The 25,714-nt window shown below is 64.4% G+C and carries 25 protein-coding genes and 1 tRNA gene; 11 read left to right on the top strand and 15 right to left on the bottom strand.

Going from position 1 to position 25,714, the window contains the following annotated elements; translation table 11 throughout:
* Positions 1 to 9: 9 nt before the first annotated feature.
* Positions 10 to 990 carry a Bug family tripartite tricarboxylate transporter substrate binding protein gene (locus VARPA_RS24190; protein ID WP_013543218.1) on the top strand — a complete coding sequence of 327 codons (981 nt, stop codon included), beginning with the start codon at positions 10 to 12 and terminating at the stop codon, positions 988 to 990.
* 24 nt (positions 991 to 1,014) lie between these two features.
* Here the strand turns inward: VARPA_RS24190 and VARPA_RS24185 are convergent, their stop codons facing one another.
* A complete protein-coding gene (locus tag VARPA_RS24185; RefSeq protein ID WP_041943028.1) occupies positions 1,015 to 1,641 on the bottom strand; it encodes a helix-turn-helix transcriptional regulator in 627 nt (208 codons plus the stop codon).
* Positions 1,642 to 1,744: 103 nt separating this feature from the next.
* On the opposite strand from VARPA_RS24185, the gene VARPA_RS24180 reads away from it, so the two are divergent.
* Positions 1,745 to 2,893 (top strand): threonine synthase, encoded by a 1,149-nt coding sequence (locus VARPA_RS24180; protein ID WP_013543216.1) that lies wholly within the window; start codon positions 1,745 to 1,747, stop codon positions 2,891 to 2,893.
* A 1-nt stretch (position 2,894) separates the two neighbouring features.
* On the opposite strand, the gene VARPA_RS24175 is transcribed toward VARPA_RS24180, so the two are convergent.
* Positions 2,895 to 3,881 (bottom strand): ornithine cyclodeaminase family protein, encoded by a 987-nt coding sequence (locus VARPA_RS24175; protein ID WP_013543215.1) that lies wholly within the window; start codon positions 3,879 to 3,881, stop codon positions 2,895 to 2,897.
* Between the two features lie 56 nt (positions 3,882 to 3,937).
* A complete protein-coding gene (locus VARPA_RS24170) occupies positions 3,938 to 4,246 on the bottom strand; it encodes a hypothetical protein (RefSeq protein WP_013543214.1) in 309 nt (102 codons plus the stop codon).
* 182 nt (positions 4,247 to 4,428) lie between these two features.
* On the opposite strand from VARPA_RS24170, the gene secA reads away from it, so the two are divergent.
* Genes secA through VARPA_RS24145 form a run of 5 tightly spaced genes read left to right on the top strand, consistent with a single transcriptional unit; the run spans position 4,429 to position 11,803 of the window.
* On the top strand, positions 4,429 to 7,215 hold the full coding sequence (gene secA, locus VARPA_RS24165; RefSeq protein WP_013543213.1) for a preprotein translocase subunit SecA: 2,787 nt from the start codon (positions 4,429 to 4,431) through the stop codon (positions 7,213 to 7,215).
* 30 nt (positions 7,216 to 7,245) lie between these two features.
* Positions 7,246 to 8,475: a bifunctional glutamate N-acetyltransferase/amino-acid acetyltransferase ArgJ gene (gene argJ, locus VARPA_RS24160; RefSeq protein WP_013543212.1), complete on the top strand. Its 1,230-nt coding sequence runs from the start codon at positions 7,246 to 7,248 to the stop codon at positions 8,473 to 8,475.
* Entirely contained in the window at positions 8,472 to 9,347 is an 876-nt protein-coding gene (locus VARPA_RS24155; RefSeq protein WP_013543211.1) for an ATP-binding protein, read from the top strand. The genes argJ and VARPA_RS24155 overlap by 4 nt, the downstream gene beginning before the upstream one ends.
* Positions 9,344 to 9,802: an NUDIX domain-containing protein gene (locus VARPA_RS24150; protein ID WP_013543210.1), complete on the top strand. Its 459-nt coding sequence runs from the start codon at positions 9,344 to 9,346 to the stop codon at positions 9,800 to 9,802. Before VARPA_RS24155 ends, VARPA_RS24150 begins: the two co-directional genes overlap by 4 nt.
* A gap of 54 nt (positions 9,803 to 9,856) precedes the next feature.
* Complete coding sequence (locus VARPA_RS24145) at positions 9,857 to 11,803, top strand: acyltransferase family protein (protein WP_013543209.1); 1,947 nt, start codon at positions 9,857 to 9,859, stop codon at positions 11,801 to 11,803.
* Positions 11,804 to 11,819: 16 nt separating this feature from the next.
* Here VARPA_RS24145 and VARPA_RS24140 read toward each other — a convergent pair whose 3' ends face one another.
* The 10 genes from VARPA_RS24140 to VARPA_RS24095 all read right to left on the bottom strand — a co-directional run bounded on the left by VARPA_RS24140 (position 11,820) and on the right by VARPA_RS24095 (position 21,222).
* The gene (locus VARPA_RS24140; RefSeq protein ID WP_013543208.1) at positions 11,820 to 12,032 is read right to left on the bottom strand and encodes a DNA gyrase inhibitor YacG; all 213 of its coding nucleotides are present in this window, start codon (positions 12,030 to 12,032) and stop codon (positions 11,820 to 11,822) included.
* Complete coding sequence (gene zapD / locus VARPA_RS24135; protein ID WP_013543207.1) at positions 12,029 to 12,784, bottom strand: cell division protein ZapD; 756 nt, start codon at positions 12,782 to 12,784, stop codon at positions 12,029 to 12,031. The genes VARPA_RS24140 and zapD overlap by 4 nt, the downstream gene beginning before the upstream one ends.
* Positions 12,785 to 12,820: 36 nt before the next feature.
* Positions 12,821 to 13,834 carry a hypothetical protein gene (locus tag VARPA_RS24130; protein WP_234974826.1) on the bottom strand — a complete coding sequence of 338 codons (1,014 nt, stop codon included), beginning with the start codon at positions 13,832 to 13,834 and terminating at the stop codon, positions 12,821 to 12,823.
* A gap of 12 nt (positions 13,835 to 13,846) precedes the next feature.
* A complete protein-coding gene (locus tag VARPA_RS24125; protein ID WP_013543205.1) occupies positions 13,847 to 15,340 on the bottom strand; it encodes an MBOAT family O-acyltransferase in 1,494 nt (497 codons plus the stop codon).
* Between the two features lie 73 nt (positions 15,341 to 15,413).
* Complete coding sequence (gene coaE, locus VARPA_RS24120; RefSeq protein ID WP_013543204.1) at positions 15,414 to 16,022, bottom strand: dephospho-CoA kinase; 609 nt, start codon at positions 16,020 to 16,022, stop codon at positions 15,414 to 15,416.
* 10 nt (positions 16,023 to 16,032) lie between these two features.
* Positions 16,033 to 16,998 (bottom strand): prepilin peptidase, encoded by a 966-nt coding sequence (locus tag VARPA_RS24115; RefSeq protein WP_013543203.1) that lies wholly within the window; start codon positions 16,996 to 16,998, stop codon positions 16,033 to 16,035.
* Positions 16,998 to 18,230 carry a type II secretion system F family protein gene (locus VARPA_RS24110; protein ID WP_013543202.1) on the bottom strand — a complete coding sequence of 411 codons (1,233 nt, stop codon included), beginning with the start codon at positions 18,228 to 18,230 and terminating at the stop codon, positions 16,998 to 17,000. The genes VARPA_RS24115 and VARPA_RS24110 overlap by 1 nt, the downstream gene beginning before the upstream one ends.
* Positions 18,231 to 18,254: 24 nt before the next feature.
* Entirely contained in the window at positions 18,255 to 19,988 is a 1,734-nt protein-coding gene (pilB, locus tag VARPA_RS24105; protein ID WP_013543201.1) for a type IV-A pilus assembly ATPase PilB, read from the bottom strand.
* A gap of 112 nt (positions 19,989 to 20,100) precedes the next feature.
* A tRNA-Pro gene (locus VARPA_RS24100) sits at positions 20,101 to 20,177 on the bottom strand.
* A gap of 52 nt (positions 20,178 to 20,229) precedes the next feature.
* Positions 20,230 to 21,222: a polyprenyl synthetase family protein gene (locus VARPA_RS24095; RefSeq protein WP_013543200.1), complete on the bottom strand. Its 993-nt coding sequence runs from the start codon at positions 21,220 to 21,222 to the stop codon at positions 20,230 to 20,232.
* Between the two features lie 183 nt (positions 21,223 to 21,405).
* Here VARPA_RS24095 and rplU point away from each other — a divergent pair, with 183 nt between their 5' ends.
* The 4 genes from rplU to proB all read left to right on the top strand — a co-directional run bounded on the left by rplU (position 21,406) and on the right by proB (position 24,366).
* The gene (rplU, locus tag VARPA_RS24090; protein ID WP_013543199.1) at positions 21,406 to 21,717 is read left to right on the top strand and encodes a 50S ribosomal protein L21; all 312 of its coding nucleotides are present in this window, start codon (positions 21,406 to 21,408) and stop codon (positions 21,715 to 21,717) included.
* A 21-nt stretch (positions 21,718 to 21,738) separates the two neighbouring features.
* A complete protein-coding gene (gene rpmA / locus VARPA_RS24085; RefSeq protein WP_013543198.1) occupies positions 21,739 to 21,999 on the top strand; it encodes a 50S ribosomal protein L27 in 261 nt (86 codons plus the stop codon).
* Positions 22,000 to 22,070: 71 nt separating this feature from the next.
* Positions 22,071 to 23,147 carry an Obg family GTPase CgtA gene (gene cgtA, locus VARPA_RS24080; protein WP_013543197.1) on the top strand — a complete coding sequence of 359 codons (1,077 nt, stop codon included), beginning with the start codon at positions 22,071 to 22,073 and terminating at the stop codon, positions 23,145 to 23,147.
* Positions 23,148 to 23,226: 79 nt separating this feature from the next.
* Positions 23,227 to 24,366 carry a glutamate 5-kinase gene (gene proB, locus VARPA_RS24075; protein ID WP_041943027.1) on the top strand — a complete coding sequence of 380 codons (1,140 nt, stop codon included), beginning with the start codon at positions 23,227 to 23,229 and terminating at the stop codon, positions 24,364 to 24,366.
* A gap of 60 nt (positions 24,367 to 24,426) precedes the next feature.
* On the opposite strand, the gene VARPA_RS24070 is transcribed toward proB, so the two are convergent.
* Positions 24,427 to 25,029, bottom strand: coding sequence for a CNP1-like family protein (locus VARPA_RS24070; protein ID WP_013543195.1), 603 nt, complete (start codon positions 25,027 to 25,029; stop codon positions 24,427 to 24,429).
* Complete coding sequence (locus VARPA_RS24065; protein ID WP_013543194.1) at positions 24,968 to 25,645, bottom strand: RNA pyrophosphohydrolase; 678 nt, start codon at positions 25,643 to 25,645, stop codon at positions 24,968 to 24,970. Before VARPA_RS24065 ends, VARPA_RS24070 begins: the two co-directional genes overlap by 62 nt.
* Between the last annotated feature and the right edge of the window lie 69 nt (positions 25,646 to 25,714).

Raw genomic sequence — 25,714 nt, 5'->3', positions numbered from 1 at the left:
GAACCCACCATGCCGACGATTCATCGCCGGGCCTTTCTGGCCGCCGGCTCTACAGCCCTGCTCGCTGCAGCGCGACCTGCATGGGCCGCCTACCCCGAACGGCCCATCAAGCTCGTCGTGCCATGGGCCGCGGGCGGCAGCACCGACGCCATCGCACGCGCCATGGCGCAGCGCATGGGCCAGACCATCGGCAGCCCGGTGATCGTGGACAACCGGCCCGGCGCGGCCGGGATGATCGGCACCGATGCGGCCGCCAAGGCGGCGCCCGACGGCTACACCATCGCAATCGTCGAGCTGCCGCATGCGATCGCGCCGGCGGTGACGGCGAAGCTGCCCTACGACCTGCTGCGCGACTTCACGCCCGTGACCATGATCGGCACCTCGCCGTTGGTGTTCTTCGCGGGCATGGACGGGGACAGCAAGGACTTCAAGACCTTCATCAAGTCGGCCGCCGCCAAGTCGTCGCCACCGGCCATCGCGCACAGCGGTGCGGGCACTGTGAGCCATCTCGCGGCCGAGATGCTCGCGAGGCGCACGAACATCCGTTTCAACATGGTTCCGTACAAGGGCTCTGCACCGGCGCTGACCGACGTGGCGGCCGGCACGGTGGCCGGCCACTTCGCAACGTTGGCCAGCGGCTCCAGCCTCGCGGGCGGCAACAGGATCCGGCCGCTGCTCGTCACGAGCACGCAGCGCGTGAACATCGCCGGCCTGCAGAACGTGCCCGCGCTCGCGGAGAACAACCTCAAGGGCATGGAAATCGACCAATGGTGGGCCATGGTGGCGCCGGCCACCACGCCGCTCGAGGTGATCGAGAAGCTGCGCCGCGAAGCCATCGCGGCGCTCGAGCATCCCTCGGTGAAGGAGCGGATGGCGGTGCTGGGCGTGCAGATGAAGGGCTCGACGCCGGGCGAGCTGCGCGCGTTTCTGCGCTCGGAGGCGGAGCGCTGGCAGAAAGTGGCGCACGAGGTCGGCCTGCAGCCGCAGTAAGCCCGGCCGCTCTCGCTCTATTTATTACTTGGCGTCGCTGTACACGGTGGCGCGCGAGACGCCCATGTGCGCTGCGGCGATCTCGGCGCCACGGCGAATCTCCAGGAAACCGGCTTTCTTCAGTTCCTGCACGAGTTGCTTCCGATCCGCGGGCTTGAGTGACCGCGAACTGGTGGCGCGCGACGCGGCGAATTCGTCGATGCGCGCATGGATGCGCTCCGAATGGCCAGCGCCGGTGTCCAGGCTTTCGTGTACCTCGCGCTCGTCGATGCGCGTGAACTGCGAGATCGCGCCCTGGAAGCTCTGGAACAGTGTCAGGTCGACATTCAGGCACAGCGCGGCCACGTACTCGCCGCTCTCGTCCTTCACGCCGATGGAAGTGCTCTTGACCTTGCGGCCGTCGGAAAAGGTGTTGGCGTAGTTCGAAATCACCGCCGGGTACTCGGGGTCGCGGATGCGGGCAAGGCCGAGCTCGGTGACCGCTTGGCCGACCTCGCGGCCGCTCAGGTTGTTCTCGATCGCGTAGATCGCGTTCTTCGGATTGCTGAGGTCGTGCACCACGACTTCGCAGAAAGGCGCGAAGGTTTCGCCGAGGCCTTCGGCCATGTTGCGCAGCATTTCCAGGAGCTGCTTGTTGGACTTCTTCTTCATGGCGGGAATGTATCCAATTCTGGACGAAGAATCCAAGTTGTACAGAAAGTCCATATCTGGATGTATTATCCAAATCCAGAAAGATTCTCCAGGAGAACCGCGCATGACACGCCAGGAACCCGCACGCTATATCGATCTCCGCACCGGCCGGTATCACGACCTTTCGGAACGCCGCTGGCGCTCCGACGACGGCAATCCGATGATGGTGACGCCGCTGCCGGGCATCACGCGCGACGACATCGATGCGCGCGAGCGCTCGGTGTGGCGCTATCGCGCGGCGCTGCCGGTCGTGATCGACCAGCCCGCGAGCATGGGCGAGGGCTGTACGCCGCTTGTGCAGAAGCGCTGGGGCGCATTCGAGCCGCACTTCAAGCTCGAGTGGTTCAACCCGACCTGCAGCTTCAAGGACCGTGGTGCGTCCGTGATGATTTCGTTCCTGCGCCAACTGGGCGTCGACGCGGTGCTGGAAGACAGCTCGGGCAACGGCGGCGCGGCCATCGCCGCGGCGGGCGCGGCGGCGGGCATCAAGGTGAAGGTGCTCGCGCCGAGCTACACGCCGGCGCCCAAGGTGGCGCAGATCCGCGCTTTCGGCGCCGAGGTGCAACTGGTGCCGGGACCGCGCGAGGAGTCGGAATACGAGGCGGTGCGCCAGTCGGAATCGATCTTCTATGCGAGCCACAACTGGCATCCGTTCTTCCTGCAGGGCACGAAGACGCTGGCCTATGAACTCTGGGAAGACCTGGGCTTCGTCGCGCCCGACAACGTGGTGATTCCGGCCGGCGCGGGCAGTAATGTGCTCGGGTGCTGGATCGGCTTCAAGGAACTGCTGGCCGCGGGGCAGATCGCGAAGCTGCCGCGGATCTTCGTGGCGCAGCCGTTGAACTGCTCGCCGGTGGATGCGAGCTTTGTGGCGGGCGTGGACACGCTGGTTGATCGCATCGTGAAGCCGACGATCGCCGAAGGCACGGCGATCAAGCGGCCTGTGCGCCTGCAGGAAATCCTTCAGGCGCTGCGCGAGACGAATGGCAAGACAGTGGCGCTGACCGAAGAGCAGATCGCGGCAGCGGTGCGCCGGTTGGCTTCGACGGGGCTCTATGCCGAGCCGACTTCCGCGACGGCGGCTGCGGCCATCGATGTGCTGGCGGAGCGGGGCGACATCCGGGCGAGTGAAACCACGGTCGTGCTGCTGACGGGCACCGGCCTGAAGTCGACGCAGTTCATGACCGAGCTCTTCGGCGGCGCTGCCGCCTGAATTACCAGGGCCAGGCGAGGCGCGTGCCTGTGCCCGTGGCAATCGCGCGCTCTTGGAGCAGGCGCGCGACTGTCAGGTCTTGCAGCGCGAGGCCGGTCATGTCGAAGACGGTGATGTCGCCGTCAGCGCGAGTTAACGAGGTCTTGCCGCTCAGCAGGTCGCCCAGTTCGGTGCTTTCTGTATCGGGCGCCCATTGGGTTTCACCGATCTGCTGCGCCTGCGTGCGGTCGTCGACGAAGAGGCGGGCGCGCGTCAGCAAACCTTCGGGGAGTTCGCGCTTGCCGCGTGTGTCGGCACCGACGCAGTTCAGGTGCGTGCCGGGCTGAAGCGCGTCCAGATCGAACAGTGCGCCACCGCCCGGTGTCGCGGTGATCACGATGTCGCTCTCTGCGACCGCGGCGTTGCGGTCGGTGGCGGACGCGATGTTGCAGCGGTCCGCGAAGTTTTCCTCCAACGCGGCGTTGCGCTGTCCATTGGCGCTCACGTAGCGCACCTCGCGCAATGTGGGCAATAGGCGCAGCGCGAAGTCGAGCTGGATGCGCGCCTGCACGCCGGTGCCGAAGATGCAAAGCCGCGTGCTGTCGGGCCGCGCAAGTTGCTGGAGGCCGAGCCCGCCCGCCGCGCCGGTGCGCACGGTCGTGATCGCATTGCCGTCGATCACGCACAGCGGCCGGCCCGTGGCGGGGTCGATCAGGAGGATCGTTGCCTGGTGCGGCTCGCCGTCGCGCTGTCGGTTGGCGGGCCAGAAGCCGGCGGCCTTGAAGCCGAGCAGGCCCTGCGTCTGTACGTCGCCCGACTTGATGCCGAACACGCCGCCCGTGGCGAGCGGTTCGCGCACGACCGGGAAGACGCGGCCTTCGCGGTCGCTGTGAAGAACGAAGGCCTCGCGCACGGCATCAAGCACGTCGTCGGGAGAGAGGAGGGCGTTGACCTGGTGCTTGTCGAGCAGCAGGAGGAGTGCGTCGGCGGGCGACGTCGAGGGTGTCATCTGGAAATATTATCTACTTCCAGACGAAAAATCAATTCAAAGCGCCTGCCGGTCGATCAGCGGCCCGTGTGCACCTTGATGCGGATCGTCGCCACATCCCAACCCCTGTTCTTGAGCCGCGTGACAAGCATCGGAGCGAGTTGGCGCAGCTTGGCGGCCGCGGCGCTGCCTTTGACCAGCAGGCACCACACGTCGCCCTCGGCAGGGCCGGCCTGCACGGCGCCGCGCATGGCGGGCGGAATCAGTCCTTCCACGGCTTTCAGGCGCTCGGCGCTGTCGCGCGCGCGCGCCATCAGGCCGCCCAGCGTGGGCGAGCCTTCTGCAGCCTGGTGCAGGCTGATGGCGGGGGCGAGGCGGCGATACATGAGTAATCCTGAGGACAGAAACAAGACAGCTAAAATGCCCGGTTTGCCGGCGTTCGCGCCGGGAAAAAGGCTGCTCGAGGCCGAACTTGATTTCGAAACGAGCGCGCCCAACTGCTTTCACCATATCTTAGGGAATCCGGTCGCAGTGCCTGTCGTGTCAGGCGCCCGCCCATCTCCACCCAATGGCAACCAACTTCCTGACCCAGATCTTCGGCAGCCGCAACGACCGGCTCCTCAAGCAGTATCGCAAGACGGTGGAACGCATCAATGCGCTCGAACCCGAGTTCGAGAAGCTCAGTGACGACGCGCTGCGCGCGAAGACGCAGGAGTTCAAGGACCGCGCGGCCAAGGGCGAATCGCTCGACGCCCTGCTGCCGGAGGCCTTTGCCACGGTGCGCGAAGGCTCCAAGCGCATCATGAAGATGCGCCACTTCGACGTCCAGCTGCTCGGCGGCATGGCGCTGCACAACGGCAAGATTTCCGAAATGCGCACCGGCGAAGGCAAGACGCTGACCGCCACGCTGCCGGTGTACCTGAATGCGCTGTCCGGCAAGGGCGTGCACGTGGTCACGGTGAACGACTACCTCGCCAGCCGCGACGCCAAGTGGATGGGCCGGCTCTACAACTTCCTGGGCCTCACGGTGGGCATCAACCTGCCGCAGATGCCGCGGGAAGAGAAGCAGGAAGCCTACGGCAGCGACATCACGTACGGCACCAACAACGAGTACGGCTTCGACTACCTGCGCGACAACATGGTGTACGAGCCGGGCGACCGGGTCCAGCGTGTGCTGAACTTCGCGATCGTCGACGAGGTGGACTCGATCCTGATCGACGAAGCCCGCACCCCGCTCATCATCAGCGGCCAGGCCGAAGACCACACCGATCTTTATCTCGCCATCAACAAGGTGGTGCCGCTGCTCAAGAAGCAGGAAGGCGAAGCCGACCCGCGCACGGGCGAAGGCGTCACGGTGCCGGGCGACTTCACGGTCGACGAGAAGACGCACCAGGTCTTCCTGACCGAAGACGGCCATGAGAACGCCGAGCGCATCCTGGGCGAATTCAAGCTGCTGCCCGAGGGCGCGTCGCTCTACGACCCGGCCAACATCACGTTGATGCACCACCTGACGGCGGCGCTGCGCGCACGTCACCTGTACCACCGCGACCAGCACTACGTGGTCCAGCAGGGCGAAGTGACCATCGTCGACGAGTTCACCGGCCGCCTCATGACGGGCCGCCGCTGGAGCGACGGCCTGCACCAGGCCGTGGAAGCCAAGGAAGGCGTCGAGATCCAGGCCGAGAACCAGACGATGGCCTCGATCACCTTCCAGAACTACTTCCGCCTGTACGGCAAGCTGGCCGGCATGACCGGCACGGCCGACACCGAGGCCTACGAGTTCCAGGAAATCTACGGTCTCGAGACGGTCATCATTCCGCCGAACCGCATCAGCAAGCGCGAAGACCAGCTCGACCGCGTCTACAAGACCACGCGCGAGAAGTACGAGGCCGCCATCCAGGACATCCGCGAGTGCTACGAACGCGGCCAGCCGGTGCTGGTGGGCACCTCGTCCATCGAAAACTCCGAAATCATCGACGGCCTGCTCACGCAGGCGGGGCTGCCGCACCAGGTGCTCAACGCCAAGCAGCATGCGCGCGAAGCCGACATCGTGGCGCAGGCCGGCCGCACGAAGATGATCACCATCGCGACCAACATGGCCGGCCGCGGCACCGACATCGTGCTGGGCGGCAACATCGAGAAGATGATCGAGGCCATCGAGAACGACGAAGGCCGCGACGAAGCGACCAAGCAGGCCGACATCGCGCACGTGCGTGCCGAGTGGACCAAGGACCATGAATTCGTAAAGTCGCTCGGCGGCCTGCGCATCATTGCCACCGAACGCCACGAGTCGCGCCGCATCGACAACCAGCTGCGCGGCCGTTCGGGCCGACAGGGCGACCCGGGTTCTTCGCGCTTCTACCTGAGCCTGGACGATCCGCTGATGCGCATCTTCGCGGGTGACCGCGTGAAGGCGATCATGGATCGCCTGAAGATGCCCGACGGCGAGGCCATCGAGGCCGGCATCGTCACCCGCAGCATCGAGAGCGCGCAGCGCAAGGTCGAGGCGCGCAACTTCGATATCCGCAAGCAATTGCTCGAGTACGACGACGTGTCGAACGACCAGCGCAAGGTGATCTACCAGCAGCGCAACGACATCCTCGATGCCACCGACCTCACGGCGCAGATCGCCGCGCTGCGCGAAGGCTGCTTCATGGACGTGGTGCGGCAGTACGTGCCGGCCGAATCGGTCGAGGAGCAGTGGGACCTGGAAGGCCTCGAGAAGGCGCTCTTCAACGAGTGGGGCCTGGACATGCCGATCAAGAAGGAGGTCGAGGCCTCCGACGCGATCTCCGACGAAGACGTGCTCGAAAAGGTGGTCAAGGCCGCCAACGAAGCCTTCGACGCCAAGGTGGCGCTGATCGGCCAGGAAAACTTCACCCAGTTCGAGCGCATGGTGCTGCTGCAGAGCATCGACACCCACTGGCGCGAACACCTGGCCTCGCTCGACTACCTGCGCCAGGGCATCCACCTGCGCGGCTATGCGCAAAAGCAGCCCAAGCAGGAATACAAGCGCGAAGCCTTCGAGCTCTTCGGCCAGTTGCTCGACTCGGTGAAGAACGAGGTCACGCGCCAACTGATGACGGTGCGCGTGCAGTCGGGCGAGCAGCTCGAGGAAGCCGCCGAAGCCATGGAAAGCCGCGGCGAGAACGTGGCCAACATCACCTACAGCGCGCCGACCGAGACCGGCGAGGTCGAGGTGCGCGTCGACGAGGACAACCAGCGCCGCCTCGCGGCCATCGGTGCGGGCGCCCTGAGCGCCGAAGCCGCCGCCTTCGCGCGCGTCGGCCGCAACGACCCGTGCCCTTGCGGCAGTGGCAAGAAATACAAGCAGTGCCACGGCAAGCTGAGCTGACGTCCCGAACCTTTCATTGAGAGAACCCCCATGCCCGTGAACCTGTCCGCCCCTGATCCCGCCGCCTTGTTCGCGGTGCCTGGCGTCCGCATCGGCGTGGCCGAAGCGGGCGTGCGAAAGGCCAACCGCAAGGACCTGACCGTCGTGCTGATCGACGAAGGCTCGGCGGTCGGTGGGGTGTTCACCCAGAACCGTTTCTGCGCGGCGCCGGTGCAGGTCTGCCGCGATCACCTGGCGGCCAATTACGGCATTCGCGCGATGGTGATCAACACCGGCAACGCCAACGCAGGCACGGGCGAAGACGGCCTCATGCGCACCCGCTCCACCTGCATCGCGCTCGCGCGCAAGCTGGAGATCGCGCCCGAGCAGATCCTGCCGTTCTCGACGGGCGTGATCATGGAGCCGCTGCCGGTGGACCGCATCGAAGCGGGCCTGCCCGCAGCGCTCGCCGACGCATCGGAAAACCACTGGGCACGTGCCGCCGAAGGCATCATGACCACCGACACGATCCCCAAGGCGTTCAGCCAGAAGGTCCAGATCGGCGGCGCCACCGTCACCATCACCGGCATCAGCAAGGGCGCCGGCATGATCCGCCCGAACATGGCGACCATGCTCGGCTTCATGGCGACCGACGCGAAGATCGATCCGTCGCTGATCCAGCCGCTGGCCAAGCTGCTGGCCGATGCCTCGTTCAACCGCGTGACCATCGACGGCGACACCTCGACCAACGATTCGTTCGTCGTCATCGCCACGCAGAAGGCGGCGCACGCGACCATCACCTCGCTCGAATCCGCTGACGGCCAGGCACTCGTGGCGGCCATGCAGAACGTGGCGCGCCTCCTGGCGCAGGCCATCGTGCGCGACGGCGAAGGCGCAACCAAGTTCATCACCATCCAGGTCGAAGGCGGCCGTGACGCTGCCGAGTGCAAGCAGGTGGCTTACGCGATCGCCCATTCGCCGCTGGTGAAGACCGCTTTCTATGCCAGCGACCCGAACCTGGGCCGCATCCTGGCAGCGGTCGGCTATGCGGGCATTGCCGACCTCGACCAGACCGGCATCGACCTGTTCCTGGACGACGTGCACGTGGCGGTCAAGGGTGGGCGCAACCCCTCGTACCGCGAGGAAGACGGCCAGCGCGTGATGAAGCAGAGCGAGATCACGGTGCGCGTCGGCCTCGGCCGCGGCAACGCCAGTGAGACCGTCTGGACCTGCGACTTCAGCCACGAATACGTGACCATCAACGCCGACTACCGGTCATGAACGAGCAGTTCCAGAAGCTGATCGAGCGCGCCGAGCAGCTCATTACCCGCATCGAATCGATCCTGCCGCAACCGCTGTCGGCGCCGACGGACTGGAACGCTTCCATCGCCTGGCGCTACCGCCGCCGCAATTCCGGCCACGGCGTGCTGGAACCAGTGAAACACGTGGCCGCGATGGCGCTTGATTCGCTGAAGGAAATCGACGTCCAGAAGGAAAAGATCGAGCGCAACACGCGCCAGTTCGTCGAAGGCAAGCCGGCCAACAACGTGCTGCTGACGGGCGCGCGCGGCACAGGCAAGTCGTCGTTGATTCGCGCCTGCCTGCAGGCCTATGCGCCGCAGGGGCTGCGCCTCATCGAGGTGGACAAGGCCGAGCTGGTCGACCTGCCCGACATCGTCGAGGTGGTCTCGCAGCGTCCCGAGAAGTTCATCGTGTTCAGCGACGACCTGAGCTTCGACGAGGGCGAGCCGGGCTACAAGGCGCTCAAGTCGATTCTTGACGGCTCGATCGCGGCATCGACGCCCAATGTGCTGATCTACGCGACCAGCAACCGGCGCCACCTGCTGCCCGAGTACATGAAGGACAACCTCAGCTATACCCACACCGAGGACGGCGAGGTCCATCCGGGCGAGGTGATCGAGGAGAAGATTTCGCTGTCCGAGCGCTTCGGCCTCTGGGTGAGCTTCTACCCATTCAGCCAGAACGAATACCTGACGATCGTGGGGCAGTGGCTCTCGTCGTTCGGCGTGGACAAAGCCGCCATCGAGGCGGCGCGGCCCGAAGCGCTGGTCTGGGCGCTCGAGCGCGGTTCGCGCAGCGGCCGGGTGGCTTACCAGTTCGCCCGCGACTACGCGGGCCGGGGTGCCGCGTGAGCGCAGACGGCAAGGGTGCGCGCAAGCACACCGAGGTCGCGGTCGGTGTGCTGATCCGTCTCGCCGACGATGCGCTGCTGCTATCGACCCGACCCGAAGGCAAGGCCTACGCGGGCTACTGGGAGTTTCCGGGCGGCAAGATCGAAGCGGGTGAAACGGTCGAAGGGGCGCTGCGTCGCGAGCTGCAGGAAGAGCTCGGCATCACCATAGCAGGCGCTTCGGTCTGGAAGGTCACGGAGCACGACTATCCGCATGCGCTGGTGCGCCTGCACTGGTGCAAGGTGACGGCGTGGACCGGCGAGTTCGAGATGCGCGAAGGCCAGGCGATGGCGTGGCAGCAATTGCCGCTCGACGTGGCGCCTGTGCTGCCGGGCGCACTGCCGGTGCTCGAATGGCTGGTGCAGGAGCGCGGCCTGCCCGCTTCGGCGGCGCTGGCCGTCTCGACGCTGGCCTGATGGGGGCGACCGGCCGCACCACGGCCGGACGTCGCCCGAGGCCTGACCCCGAAGATGCATCCCAAGTACCGCCCCGACATCGATGGCCTGCGCGCCGTCGCCGTCGCGTCGGTGCTGGCGTTCCACGCGTTCCCCGATGCGCTGCCCGGCGGCTTCATCGGGGTCGACATCTTCTTCGTGATCTCGGGCTTCCTGATCACGACGATCATCATGCAGAGCCACGCGGCGAGCGACTTCAGCTACCGCGACTTCTATGCGCGGCGCATCCGGCGGATCTTCCCGGCGCTGATGCTGGTGCTGGCCGCCACGCTGGCCTTCGGCTGGTATGCGCTCTTGCCACGGGAGTTTGCCGAGCTCGGCAAGCAGGCGGCGGGCGGTGCCGCCTTCGTGGCCAACTTCATCTTCTGGGGCGAGTCGGGGTACTTCGATACCGCGGCCGAGACCAAGCCACTGCTGCATCTCTGGTCACTGGGCATCGAGGAGCAGTTCTATATTTTCTGGCCGCTGCTGCTGGGCGTGGCATGGCGGCGGCGCTGGCCGATCGTGCGGCTGCTGTGGGTGATCGCAGTGGCGTCGTTCCTGGTCAATGTGACGACGATCCATCCATTCCGCGAGGCGGCCTTCTATTCACCGCTGTCGCGCTTCTGGGAGCTGATGGTAGGCGGCATCCTGGCGTGCATGCGCCTGAGGCCTGTCGCGTCGAACGTGTGGCGCAGCCATCTGCAGTCGGTGCTCGGCGTAGCGCTGATCGTGCTGGGGCTCGTGATGACGCGCAGCGACAAGGCCTTCCCGGGCTGGTGGGCGCTCCTGCCGACGCTGGGGGCGGTGAGCTGCATCGCGGCTGGCCCGACCGGCGTGCTGAACAAGTACGTGCTGTCGAACCGGATGATGGTGTGGATCGGCCTCATCAGCTATCCGCTCTACCTGTGGCACTGGCCGCTCCTGGTGTACGCGCGGATCGTGGAGGAGGGCCATCCGTCGGCGTGGGTGCGTGCGGGCGCGGTGGTCGCGAGCGTCTTGCTGGCCTGGGCCACCTACCGTTTTCTTGAACGTTTCACCCGTGCGCGCACGAGCGTCGGCATGCTGCGCACGCTGGCGGGTTCCGGCGTGGCGGTAGCGCTGGTCGGCGTGCTGGCGCTGGGCGGCATGCCGCCGCGCAACGGCAGCGACCTGCTGCGCAAGGTGACCGATGCCACGGTGGACGACAACTACTACGACGGCTTCAAGCAGGAAAAGCTCGGCGCGCACAAGGTCGAGCGCACCGGCAACGGCGCGCGCAAGGTGCTGCTGATCGGCGACAGCCATGTGCAGCAGTACGCGCCGCGCGCATTGGAACTCGCACGCAGCGCGCCGGGGCAGATGGCCACGGCGTACTTCGCGACCTACGGCGCCTGCCCGCCCGTGCCGGGCGTGCTGTCCGATGGCAACGAAGGCTGCGACAAGGCGCGCACCGGCATGCTCGAACTGGCGCTTGATCCGCAGATCGACGCGGTCGTCGTGGGCGCCTGCTGGAACTGCTACTTCACCGGGAATTTCCCGCTGGCGTTCTACTTCCAGGACGGCACCTCGGCCTATCCGATCAACAACGGCGGCCCGGGTCTCGGGCGTTCGCTCGACGCGCTCGAGAAGCTGCTGACCACGCTGGTCCAGAGCAAGAAGAAGGTGTATCTGCTACTGGACAACGCGCGCAGCGTGGAGTTCGAGCCGCGCCGCCTGATCGAAGGCAGCCGCATGGGGCAGATGACGGCGCTGACCAGCACCACGACCGGCCCCTTGCCGCCCGAGCAGGCGCAGCTCAACGAGCGGTTGAAGCGCATTGCCGAATCGAGCGGCGCGGAGGCCATCGACGTGCTGGCGCAGCTTTGTAAATCGGGTGAGTGCGTTCGGTCCATGCCGGACGGCACGCCGGTCTACAAGGACCGCGAGCACCTGCGGCCCTTCTACGTGCGGGAGCACGCGGGCTATCTGGACAAGGTGTTTCTCGGGGACGGCGGCCGCTGAAGCGGCGACGCTCTGCTTACTGGAGTTTCGGGTCGCCGAACGGATCGTCGTCGGGCGGTGCTTCGGCGGGCATCCGGAATTCCTCGCTAGCCCAGGCGCCGAGATCGACGCCCTTGCAGCGCGCGCTGCAGAACGGCCGGTAGATATTCGAGGGTGCGTAGACGCTGTCGCCGCCGCACGAGGGGCAGCGGACGACCCGCTCGCCTTTGTCGTTCACCTTCCCGGTCATGCGCAAAGCGTCAGTTCGAAGGGCGCGTCTTCCGTGCTCTGGTGCAAACGGTCGTCGGCCTCGTGCCGCATGAGCCGGACCGACACCATGAGTCGGTTGCCGCTGATTTCGGGGACCAGGCCCAGCCGGGGATCGATGCGCAGGCGCAGCAACTGAAAGCTGCGCCCCTGCGGCAGGTTCTGCTGGAACTGCCCGTGTGTCGCAATGACCTTGTAGGGCACATCCGCATCGCGCAGCAGCTTGAGCAAAAGGTAGATGGAGGAGGCCAGGGGCGAGAGCGTGTTCGACCAGCGCTCCAGGTCCGCGCGGCGGCTGACCGGCGTGCGGTGCTGCCAGGCGTAGTAGGCGGGGAGGTCGAACTCGCAGGTACCGCCCGGAATGCCGGCACGGCTGCGGATGCTCATGAGCCACTCGTTCTCCGTCAGCGACTGGCCGGCCTTGCCAGTGACGCCGTTGAGCGCCGCGAAGTTGCCTTCGAGCTGGCCGACCACCTGGTCGAGCACGGTTTCAGCAATTGCCGGATTGCCCCGGTAGCTGTTGAAGACGTTCTTGTGCTTGTCGAGATCACGCAGCACATCGGCTTTGAGATCGGCGCGCGCCGCCACGTCCATGATCTCGAAGATCGTGACCAGGGCGTAGTGATGGGACAGTGGCGATTCCGAGGGCACCAGTTCCCCGAGGCGACGGAACAGGTGTTCCAGCCTCAGGTAGGTGCGGATGCGCTCGTTGAAGGGGTACTCGTAAAGGATCACGCGTGTTTGCCGGTTTCCTGTCGCGGGATCATAACTTCAGGGTGATTTGGAAGGGGGCGTCGGAAGCACCTCGCGCACGGCGGCCAGCATGCGGTCGCCGAGCAGGAGCTGTCCGTGCATCGACATGTGAGTGTCGTTCGAGAAATAGAAATCGCGAACCTGAGAGTGTTTCCCACGTGTAAAAGCGAAGAGGTCGGGTCCCGTCAACTTCGATTCGCGGAAGCCCGTTTCGAAATCCTTCGAGTAGTCGGGCTTCAGGTACACGGTGGTCTTGTTGGGAATCACCATCCACATGATCGGGATGGCCGTGTGCGCCGCTGTGAAGTTCTTCATCCACTCGAGGTGCGCGAGGGTCAGTGGACCGTTGTCCTCGTCTTCGGCGAAGAACGGCATCTTGTCGCACGCGTGGTGCGAGAGGTACTTGCAGCCATTCGGCACCGGACGCACCCAGGTGTTCCAGTCGAAGTAGGTGTCGGTTGCAGACTTTTTCGCTTTCCACGTGTTGTAGTACGTGGTGATGCCGGTCATGAACTGCACGTTCCAATTGGGCGCGGGGTTGGGCACGGTCTCGTCCGGATTGACGAGCGGATGCGGCATGGCGTCGTAGGGCATGCGCATCTTCTGGCACTTCGCGCTGTCTTTGGTGCGGTCGCCCAGCAGGCGCTCGACGCTCTCGATGATGATCAGCTTGCCCTTGAAGCCCGAGCGCTGGATCCATTGGTCGAAGTCGCCGCACAGCGCGTTTTCGTACTGACCCCAGTAGCTGGTCGAGACGCGATAGCCTGCCGCAACCAGCTTGGATTGCCAGCGGAAGGTCATGGAGAAGCTGTCGCCGATGACCATGATGTCGGCCTGATCGACCGGTGTGCCCTTGAGCAATGCGGGGTCGACCTTGGGCGGCGGGGCGGTCCAGCCGAATTCACGCTCGGACAGCCGCCCGATGCGCGTCAGGTCGCCGTAGGGAATGGGGCTGGTCAGCGAAACGATCCACAGCCCCATCAGCACGATGTAGCCGATGAAGAAGAACCGCAGCCAGACTTTCGCGGGCATCGTCATGTCGAATCAGAATTGGAAGTAGAGGAACGGGCTGTAGTTGCCCAGCTTCGAGACGCACCAGGCGAACAGCGCGAAGGTGCCGATGGCCAGGACCGCGGTGCAGAGCCACGCCATGACCGGGCGGCCTGCCACGGCCTTCGGATGCGGAATCCAACGCTCCAGCGTGATCGTCGGCGGCAGCGCCAGGCAGATGACGATGCCCACCAGCAGGGTCTGGAAGAACTCGGGCTTGCGGAACGGCACCGGGCCCAGCTCGCTGAACGCCGACGTCGGCGCACCGTGCAGGCCGAGCATGCCCTTGTAGATGGCCATGGCCGTGTGCATGCCGTCGGCGCGGAAGACGATCCAGGCCACCACCACGCAGAGGAAGGTGAGGAGCCAGCCCAGCACCCGTGCGATGCGGCCGGGCGTCGCGTTGCGCCGCACCTTGGCGTTCCAGAGGTGGTTGATCATGAGGAAGATGCCGTGCAGGGCGCCCCAGATCACGAAGGTCCACGCCGCACCGTGCCAGAGGCCGCCCAGGAGCATCGTGAGGAACAGGTTCAAGTAGCGCCGCGCCGGGCCCTTGCGGTTGCCGCCCAGCGGCACGTAAAGGTAGTCGCGCAGGAACGTCGACAGCGAGATGTGCCAGCGGCGCCAGAACTCGATGATGTTGGTCGACTTGTAGGGCGAGCGGAAGTTGAGCGGCAGCTGCACGCCCAGGCACAGCGACAGGCCCACCGCCATGTCCGAATAGCCCGAGAAGTCGAAATAGATCTGCAGCGTGTAGGCCAGCGCACCGAACCACGCGGTGTACAGCGTGGGCTCGATGCCCTTGTGCACGCCGTTGAACATCATGTCGGCGTACTGGCCCAGCGGGTCGGCGATCAGGAGTTTCTTGGCGAGGCCGAAGACGAAGATCGCGATGCCGATCGCCACCTTGTTCGGGTCGAGCCGGTAGGTGGCGCTGTTCGCGAACTGCGGCATCATCTGCGCGTGATGCAGCACTGGGCCCGCGATCAGGTGCGGGAAGTAGGTCACGAACAGCAGGTAATGGATGAAGCTGCGCTCGTGCACCTTGCCCTGCCAGCAGTCGACCAGGAAGGCGATCTGCGTGAAGGTATAGAACGAGATGCCGATCGGCAGCACGATGTGCACCAGATCGATGGGCGTGAGGCCCGCCGCGACCAGCCCGGCGTCGACGTTTTCCAGGAAGAAATTGGCGTACTTGAAGACGGCCAGAACGCCCAGGTTGACCACCAGTGCTGCAATCAGCAGCGTCTTGCGCTTGCGGTCGTCGCGGCCCGGCGCGGGCGACAGGTGCAGGCCGAACCAGTAGTTGACGCAGATCGAGCCCAAGAGCAGCGGCAGGGCCTGCACGCTCCACCAGCCGTAGAAGAAGAGCGAAGCCAGTGCGAGAAAGCCGGCTGCGGCGCGGGCGTTTCGCTTGCCGATCAGGAAGAACCCGATCAGGACCAACGGGAAAAAGACAAAAATGAAGGGATACGAGTTGAAAAGCATCTCGGGGAGGGCACTGCGACGAGCGCCTTTTTGTCGTAATCGTTATGCAGCCGCGGCGGCGGCAGGTCTCGGATTATCGCGTGGTGGCCGCAGCCCACTGCTTCCAGAGACCCCGCACCTCGGTTTCGAGTTCCGCGAGCGTCAATGACTCGTTGAAGATGACCGCGTCCGCGGCAGCCCGGCGCAACCGGCGCGGGGCTTGCTGGGCGATCACCGCATCGACCGCTTCGGGCGTCCAGCCCGAACGCGCGACGACGCGCTTGCGCTGGGTGGCTTCGGTGGCGTCGACGACCAGCACCCGGTCCACGATCGCGCGCCAGCGCCCGGATTCGACGAGCAGCGGTACATCGAACACCACCACGGCGTCTTCGTCGGCGGCTGCGGCCTGGCGCTGGGTTTCCGTGCCGATCAGTGGGTGCAGGATGGACTCGAGGCGGCGCTTGGCGTCCGCATCTGCGAACACGATCTGGCGCATGGCGGCCCGGTCGAGGCCCCCGTCCGCGGCGATGACGCTGCGACCGAATGCGGCCTCCAGGGCCGGCATCGCGATGCCGCCGGCTTGCGCAATGCTGCGCGCGATCGCGTCGGTGTCGACCAGCACGGCGCCTTGAGCAACCAGCAGCCCGGCCACGGTGCTCTTACCGCTGCCGATGCCGCCTGTCAGGCCTATGCGCCGAACCATGCCCGGCTTCTCAATGGAGGAGCGCGCCGAGCGGGAACGCGAAGGGAACCCATTGCCTCACGAGTTCTGGACCGATCACCAAGCAGACGAGGCCGGCACCGGCCAGGAAGGGCCCGAAGGCGATCGGGATGTCCTTGTGCGCCAGCTTGCCGACGAAACGCAGCGTGAGACCGATCACCGCGCCCACCAGCGAAGAGACAAGGATGATGGCGATGAGGTAGTCGGCCCCGAGCCAGACACCCAATGCCGCAAGCAGTTTGAAGTCCCCATAACCCATGCCTTCCTTGCCTGTGACGAGGCGGTAGGCATGGTACACAAGCCAGAGGCTGAGGTAGCCGAACACGGCGCCCCACACAGCCGAACTCAGGGATACGCCGGTCCAGCCCATGGCTGCGCCAATGAGGCCGAGCCAGAGCAGGGTGTAGTTCAGCGAATCGGGCAGGAACTGGGTGTCGAAGTCGATCAGGAACTGGCAGATCAGCAGCGCGGCGAACGCTGCCCACAGCGCTCCGGTCGGCGTAATGCCGAAGCGCCAGCCACACAGGGCGAAGAGGGCGCCGGTGACCAGTTCGACCAACGGGTAGCGCGGGCTGATCGAGGTCTTGCACGATGCGCAGCGGCCGCGCAGGAACAGGTAGCTCAGGACGGGGATGTTCTGGTACCAGCGGATCTTGTGGCCGCAGGCGCCGCAGCGCGAGGCGGGGCGGGTGAGGTCGAACGGTGGAAGCTTCTCTATGGCAATGGCGGCCTTGTCTGCTGCCGCCTCGAGTCCCTCGGGCGGTGTGGCCTTCGGGCCGAAGACCAGCGACCAGAGCGAGGGCACATCCTTCGACGTCATCAGGTTGGCGACGGCATCGGACAGCCAGTCGCGGTACATCATGACCGGCGTGCGGTAGATCACGACATTCAGGAAGCTGCCGATCAATAGCCCCAGCACGCCGGCCAGGACGGCGTCGAACCCTTGCGAAACCGGCATCAGACGACTTGGCCGAGCTTGAAGATGGGCAGGTACATCGACACCACGATTCCGCCGATGATCACGCCGAGGAACACGATGATGATGGGTTCCATCAGGCTGGAGAGGCCAGCGACCATGTCGTCCACTTCGGATTCGTAGAAGTCCGCAGCCTTGCCCAGCATGTGGTCGATGGAGCCGGATTCCTCGCCGATCGCGGTCATCTGGATCACCATCGAGGGGAAGAGATTGACGTTGGTCATGGCCGCGGTGAGGCTGGTGCCGGTCGAGACTTCCTGCTGGATCTTGGCCGTGGCATCGCCGTAGACGGAGTTGCCCGAGGCGCCGCCCACGGAATCCAGAGCTTCGACCAAGGGGACGCCGGCCGCAAACATCGTCGCCAGCGTTCGCGTCCAACGCGCTACGCAAGACTTCTCGATCAGTACGCCAAAAATCGGAATGCGCAGCAACAGGCGATCCATGGCCTTTTGCAGGCGCTCGTTGCGCTTCCAAGCTTGCATGAAAAAGTAGATTCCGCCACCGAGAGCACCAAAGATCAGCCACCAGTATGAGACGAAGAACTCGCTCATGGCCATCACGAACAGCGTTGGTGCCGGCAGGTCAGCGCCGAATGAAGTGAAGACTTCTTTGAAGACTGGAATCACAAAGATCATGATGATCGCGACCACCACGAACGCGACAACGACAACGGAAGTCGGATACATCAATGCCGACTTGATCTTGGATTTGATCGCCTCGGTCTTTTCCATGTAAGTGGCAAGGCGGTCCAGCAGATCCTCCAAGATGCCCGCTGCCTCGCCCGCCTCCACCAGATTGCAGTACAGGTTATCGAAATACTTCGGGAACTTGCGGAAAGCTGCCGAAAGCGATGTGCCGGTTTCCACATCGCTGCGGATGTCGTTGAGCAACTTCGCAACGCTGGCATTCGCATTGCCGCGTCCAACGATGTCGAAGGATTGAAGCAACGGCACGCCAGCCTTCATCATCGTCGCCAATTGGCGCGTGAAGATCGCGATGTCCTTGGGCTTGATGGCCTTGCCCGAGCGCATGCGGCGCTTCTTGATCTTGCTCGCGAGCACCCCCTGACGTCGCAGCGCGGCCTGCACCTGGTTTTCGCCTGCGGCCCGAAGTTCGCCGCGCACCAGCTTGCCGTTTCGGTCCTTGCCTTCCCACTCGAAGACAAATTCCTTGTGCGTGACCTGGGAGGAGCGGGAGGATGCCACTGTTGCCATTCGATCTCCGGTATTCAGTGTTCGTTATTCATTGGTGCAGGCCACCACTTCTTCGAGTGAAGTGAGGCCCTGCTTGACTTTTGCGAGGCCCGACTGGCGCAGCGAACGCACGCCCTCGGCTTCGGATTGCTGCGCGATGTCGAGCGCGCTGCCATCGCGCAGGATGATTTCCTGGATGGCCTCGGTGATCGGCATCACCTGATAGATGCCGACCCGGCCCTTGTAGCCGCTGCTGCACGCAGAGCAGCCCACTGGGCGGTAAGGCTTCCAGGTGCCGTCCAGGTCCGCTTCCTTGAAGCCGGCATCGAGCAGCGCTTCACGCGGAATGTCGATCGGCACGCGGCACACGGTGCACAGCCGCCGTGCCAATCGCTGTGCAGTGATGAGAATCACGCTCGATGCGATGTTGAACGGCGCGATGCCCATGTTGCGCATGCGCGTGAGCGTGGTCGGCGCGTCGTTGGTGTGCAGCGTCGAGAGCACCAAGTGGCCGGTCTGCGCGGCCTTGATCGAGATGTCGGCTGTTTCCAGGTCGCGGATTTCGCCGACCATGATGATGTCGGGATCCTGGCGTAGGAAGGCGCGTAGCGCTGCGGCGAAGGTCAGTCCGGCCCGTTCATTGACGTTGACCTGGTTGACGCCCGGCAGGTTGATTTCGGACGGGTCTTCGGCCGTTGCGATGTTGACGCCCGGTTGATTCAACAGATTCAGGCAGGTATAGAGCGACACCGTCTTGCCCGAGCCCGTGGGACCGGTCACGAGCACCATGCCGTAGGGACGGCCAATCGCATAGAGGAGCCGTTCCTTTTCGACGGCGTCGTAACCCAACGCATCGATGCCCATCCGCGCGCTGCTCGGGTCAAGAATACGAACCACGATCTTCTCGCCGAACAGAGTGGGCAACGTGCTCACGCGAAAGTCGATGACGCGGTCCGGCCCGATCTTGAGCTTCATGCGGCCGTCTTGCGGCACGCGCTTTTCGGAGATGTCGAGCCGGGAGATGACCTTGATGCGGGATGCCAGCTTTTCCTTGATGACCGTGGGCGGGCTGGCAATTTCGCGCAACTCGCCGTCGACCCGAAAACGAACGCGGTAGTGATGCTCGTAGGGCTCGAAGTGAATGTCCGAGGCGCGCATGCTGACTGCGTCGAGCAGCATCTTGTGCAGAAAGCGCACGACCGGCGCATCTTCGACTTCTGCGACGGCCTGCTCGCTGACATCGCCTGATGTATCCGCACTGACGTCGTCGAATTCGAATTCGCTGCCGACGATGCTGTTGATGCTCTCCGCCGCAGTTGCCGCAGCGGCTTCGATCATTCGCGAAAGCTTGTCGTACTCAGCGATGACCCAGTCGACCCCCATCTGGGAGGCGAACTTGATCTTTTCGGCCGCTTGTTGGTCCGACGGATCTGCCGTCGCAACAATGAGACGGTTATTGCGTTTGCTGAGGACGACGATCCGGTATGCGAGGCACAGCTTCGGATCTAGCAGGTCCTTGGGCAGGCGCTGGTGATCGATCGCATCGAGATCGAGCAGCGGAGCACCGAATGCTGTGGAAAGCGTGTGGGCGAGGTCCGCAGCCGAGACGGCGCCGGTGCCGGTCAGTTCGGCGATGAAACTCGTGCGGCCGCTCAGGGACTTTTGGTAAATGTCCTCTGCGATTTTTGCGGGCAGTTTGCCGGCCGAAACGAGAGCACGCGCCAAGCCCGGAAGAGCGATTTGCGAGAGTTCTTTAACTGGAAGTTCGGCAGCGGCCATTCAGCGAATGCAAAAGATGTGAGAAAGTGCTTCACGATCATCGCTCATCGCTCCTGTGCTGTAAATCGCTACACAGCAACAGGCATGGCCATTATTTGTGCCAGCCAAAGGCTGGTCGGGGTGAGAGGATTCGAACCTCCGGCCTCTACGTCCCGAACGTAGCGCTCTACCAGGCTAAGCTACACCCCGATTGGTTGCAAGAAAAAGAAGTCGTCCTAGATGCCAACTCTTGTGAGGTGTTTCAGGCACGTCGCTCAAGCAACTGAGCCGCCAATTGTAGCAAACCGGAAGCATGCGAATTGGATGGAAAGTCGCGCAGTGCATCGATTGCGCGTTTTGCTTCGGCTGCTGCGGCTGCGCGGGACGCATCCAGCGCACCGGTTTCGCGAACAATCTCCACCACCTTGCCCAATTGCGCCGTGTCGCCGGCCTCGATGGCGGCGCGCACCAACCCGCTTTGCTCCGGGGTCCCGCGCTGCATGGCAAAGATAAGGGGCAGTGTGGTTTTGCCCTCGCGAAGGTCGTCGCCGACGTTCTTCCCGGTTTCATGGGCGTCGCCTGCGTAATCAAGAACATCGTCGATCACTTGGAACGCAGTGCCCAATGCCTGTCCATAAGTGGCGCAGGCTTCCTCGACCTCCGGCGTGACGCCGGCCAGCACGGCCGCGAGCCGGGTACTGGCTTCGAAAAGCTTGGCGGTCTTCGATCGGATCACGCGCAGGTAGGCTGTTTCATCCAGCGATGCGTCATGCATGTTCATCAGCTGAAGCACCTCGCCCTCGGCGATCACGTTGGTTGCTTCAGCCAGGATTTCCATGACGCGAATGTTGTTTGCATCCAACATCATCTGAAAAGCGCGCGAGTACAGAAAATCGCCGACCAGGACGCTGGCCGGATTGCCGAACGATTCGTTGGCGGTTGCACGACCACGCCGCAGCGTCGATTCATCGACCACATCGTCGTGCAGCAAAGTGGCGGTGTGAATGAATTCCACAACGGCGGCGAGATTGAAGCGCTGCTCGCCCGTATAACCCAGTGCGCCCGACATCAGGAGCAGCAGCGCAGGCCGAAGGCGCTTGCCGCCGGCAGAAATGATGTATTGGGAGACTTGGCTGACCAGCGGCACGCCCGTATCGAGGCGGCGCGCGATTACGCGGTCGACTTCGACCATGTCGCCGGCAATCAGGTCCAGCACGGTGGCGGTGGGGGAGGTGTCGGCGGCGGGGACTGGCAAAGCGGAGGCGCGGGGCGCTGCTGAAGATGAGGGCGGCCCAGGGGCCGGAAGGCGCAAATTATAGGGAGGCCTGCCTGCATGCCGGGGCTCGGCGGAGGCGATGGGTGTTAGCGGCCGCAAACCGCGCTATAATCTTGGGCTCTGCGGAATTCGCCGCGGAGACTCATTTCTAAGAGGTTATACATGTACGCGGTCATAAAAACCGGTGGCAAGCAGTATCGCGTTGCTTCCGGCGAAAAAATTAAAGTAGAACAGATTGCTGCGGACGTAGGCCAGGAAATCGTGATCGACCAGGTTCTGGCTGTCGGAAACGGCGCTGAAATCAAGGTTGGTACGCCCCTGGTGTCCGGCGCAACGGTGACAGTCACGGTACTGTCGCACGGCAAGCACGACAAGGTCGGCATCTTCAAGATGCGCCGTCGCAAGCATTATCAGAAACGTCAAGGCCATCGCCAGCAGTTCACTGAACTGCAAATCGGCGCGATCGCCGCTTAATCCGGCACAGGAGCACATTCCATGGCACAGAAAAAAGGCGGCGGCTCAACGCGAAACGGGCGCGATTCCAAGCCCAAGATGCTCGGCGTGAAGGCCTTCGGCGGCGAACTGATCAGCGCAGGCTCGATCATCGTGCGCCAGCGCGGCACCCAGTTCCACCCCGGCGTGAACGTCGGCGTGGGCAAGGACCACACGCTCTTCGCCCTGGTCGACGGCCACGTGTCGTTCGGTCACAAAGGTGCGCTCAACAAGCACATGGTCAACGTGACTCCCGCGGCGTAAGCCTCGCGTCACTTCGATCAGCCCGAGGCCCCGCTTTGCCGGGGCTTCTTCATTTGTAAACTGGACATCCCATGAAGTTCGTCGACGAAGCCTTCATCGACATCGCTGCCGGCGATGGCGGCAACGGCTGCGTGTCGTTCCGTCATGAGAAGTACAAGGAATTCGGCGGCCCCAACGGCGGCGATGGCGGCCGCGGCGGCCACGTGTTCGCGGTGGCCGACTCGAACCTCAACACCCTGGTCGATTTCCGCTATTCGCGCCGGCACGAAGCCAAGCGCGGCGAGCACGGCATGGGCTCCGACATGTTCGGCGCGGCCGGCGACGACATCACGCTCAAGGTGCCGGTCGGCACGATCATCAGCGACGCCGAAACGGGCGAAGTGCTGTATGAGCTCCTGACCGAAGGCGAAGTCATCACCATTGCCAAGGGCGGCGACGGCGGCTTCGGCAACATGCGCTTCAAGAGTGCCATCAACCGTGCGCCGCGCCAGAAGACGCCCGGCTGGCCCGGTGAAAAGAAAAGCCTGAAGCTCGAACTGAAGGTGCTTGCCGACGTTGGCCTGCTCGGCATGCCGAATGCGGGCAAGTCGACGCTGATCAGCGCCATCTCGAACGCGCGGCCACGCATCGCGGACTATCCCTTCACCACGCTGCATCCGAATCTCGGCGTTGTGCGCGTTGGTCCGGAGCAAAGCTTCGTGGTGGCGGACCTGCCCGGCCTGATCGAGGGTGCATCCGAAGGCGCCGGCCTCGGCCACCTCTTCCTGCGCCATCTCCAGCGCACCCGGCTGCTGCTGCATGTAGTCGACATGGCGCCGTTCGACGACGCCATCGACCCGGTCGCCCAGGCCAAGGCCATCGTGGGCGAGCTGAAAAAGTACGACGCGGCGCTGTACGACAAGCCGCGCTGGCTGGTGCTGAACAAGCTCGACATGGTGCCCGGCGACGAGCGCGCGGCGCTGGTCAAGGATTTCGTCAAGCGCCTGCGTTTCAAGGGCCCGGTGTTCGAGATATCGGCGCTCACGCGCGAGGGCTGCGAGCATCTGGTGCAGGCTGTCTACCAGCAGGTCAAGGCCCAGCAGGTGGCGGAACAGGAGCCGGTCGAGGTCGATCCGCGTTTTGTCCCCCTCCCGCCCGATCCGGCCTGAGTGCGGCATGGCATCGAAATCGATGCCCTTCCTTAGATAGCAGAATCAGCAGCAGCATTTACGACCGCGACACCCCTCAATGACCTCGAATTCCGGATCCACTGCCTTGCGGGATGCCCGCCGTATCGTCGTCAAGGTGGGTTCCAGCCTCGTGACCAACGAGGGGCGCGGTCTCGACGAGGCGGCCATCGGTGAGTGGTGCCGACAGCTCGCGCAACTGGTGCGCGACGGGCGAGAGGTCGTGATGGTGTCCAGCGGCGCCATCGCCGAAGGCATGAAGCGTCTCGGCTGGCGCACCCGCCCCCACGAGATTCATGAACTCCAGGCCGCTGCGGCCGTCGGCCAGATGGGCCTGGCCCAGATGTACGAGACCAAGCTGCGCGAGAACGAAATCGGCAGCGCCCAGGTCCTGCTGACCCACGCCGACCTCGCCGACCGTGAGCGCTACCTCAACGCGCGCTCGACACTCGTCACGCTGCTGCGCCTGGGCGTGGTGCCGGTCATCAACGAGAACGACACCGTCGTCAACGACGAGATCAAGTTCGGCGACAACGATACGCTAGGTGCGCTCGTGGCCAACCTGGTCGAAGCCGATGCGCTGATCATCCTCACGGACCAGAAGGGCCTCTACACGGCCGATCCGCGCAAGGACCCGGACGCGAAGTTCGTGCATGAAGCGGCAGCCGGCGATCCGGCACTCGAGGCCATGGCGGGGGGGGCGGGCTCCAGCATCGGCCGCGGCGGGATGATCACCAAGATCCTTGCGGCCAAGCGCGCGGCCGGTTCGGGCGCATCGACCGTGATCGCGTGGGGCCGCGAGGCCGACGCCTTGCTGCGCCTGACGCGCGGCGAATCGATCGGCACGCTGCTGGTCGCGCAGACGGCCAAGCACCAGGCGCGCAAGCGCTGGATGGCGGATCACCTGCAACTGCGTGGCGCTGTCGTCGTCGATGCAGGCGCCGCCGCCAAGGTGCGCGCCGAAGGCAAGAGCCTGCTGCCCATCGGCATGACTGGCGTGTCGGGCGAGTTTTCGCGCGGCGACGTTATCGCGGTGCGCGATGCAGATGGCGTCGAACTGGCCCGGGGCCTGGCCAACTATTCGAGCGTCGAGGCGCGGCTCTTGTGCCGCAAGCCGTCTGCCGAGTTCGAGCGCCTGCTGGGCTACGTCGCTGAGCCTGAGATGGTCCACCGCGACAACATGGTGCTGATGCCCAGCTGATCGGCAAAGTAAAACGGGGCCCTGAGGCCCCGTTCGTTCATCTCGGCATTGATTTGCTGCTTATTGCAGTTCGCGAATCGGATTGCGAATGTTCTGCACCATGTCCCCGACCGAACTGCGCGGCGCGTTGCCGCGGCAGATTCCTTGGCGGGACAACGCCATCGTGTAGCGCGAGTTCAGGTCGTTGATGCGCTTCCATTCCTGCTTCTTCACTTCCTGCCATGCGCCGCTGTTGTAGCGCGCATAGCTCTTCATCTCGGCAGTCGAGCAACGTACGCCTTCGTAGAAGGCATTGACGGCGCCGCCGCTGCGGTTGCTGGCCACCACCACGTAGCGCACGATGCCATCGGGCGTGATCGTGATCGTTGCCGGATCGATGCCGAACTTAAGGGTCATGTACGGGGGCATCTCGATCGGCAGCAGACGGCTTTCGCTGAAGGCCGGCGGCGGTGGTGCTGCTGTTTCTTCCCATTCCTTGTCCGTCTCGGACCGCTTGGGAGGAGGCGCAGAACCCGCCTGTGCCCAGTCGGGGTTGTCGGTGTCGTACTTGCCGGAGGCGCAGCCGGCGAGGATGCCGAAGCACGCAAGCAGCAGGACGCGCTCAGCGTTGCGTCGGAAAGAAGGGCGCTTTGCCGTGCGTGTCGTTGGGAAGAGAAGGTTCATCGCTCGCAGAAGGAATGTCGGGATGCGGATCGAAACTGCCGCCGGGCGGCAAGTCCAGACCCGCGGGAGCTCCGGCGTCCAGCGAATGGCGCTCGAATTCTCGGGCGCGCACGTTGCTGCGCAGAAAGCGGTTGCGGAAATCCTGCCGTGGCAGGTAGCGAGCAAGCTCGGTGAGCGCCATCTCGTAGACGCCGCGCTTGAACTCGACGACAACGTCGAGCGGCACCCAGTAGTCATGCCAGCGCCAGGCGTCGAATTCGGGATGGTCGGTTGCACGCAGGTTGAGATCCCAGTCGTGGCCGACGAGTTGCAGCAGATACCAGATTTGTTTCTGGCCCTTGTAGTGGCCCCGTGCGTCACGGCGGATGAACCGATCCGGCACCTCGTAGCGCAACCAGTCGCGGGTACGGGCCACGATGCGCACATGCTCCGGATGGAGCCCCACTTCCTCGTGCAGTTCCCGGAACATGGCTTGCTCGGGACTTTCGCCGCGGTCTATGCCGCCTTGCGGAAACTGCCAGGAATGCGTGCGTATGCGTTTGCCCCAGAAAACCTGGTTTCTCTGGTTGAGCAGGATGATGCCGACGTTGGGCCTGAAGCCGTCCCGGTCGAGCATAATCAAACCCCAATTTTTGAACTGAGTCGATTATGCATGCCGGGTTGCCCTCGGCAAGCGCGATGCCAG

Source organism: Variovorax paradoxus EPS, assembly GCF_000184745.1.
Taxonomy (GTDB): domain Bacteria; phylum Pseudomonadota; class Gammaproteobacteria; order Burkholderiales; family Burkholderiaceae_C; genus Variovorax; species Variovorax paradoxus_C.
This window is presented reverse-complemented; position numbering and strand designations above follow the sequence as displayed.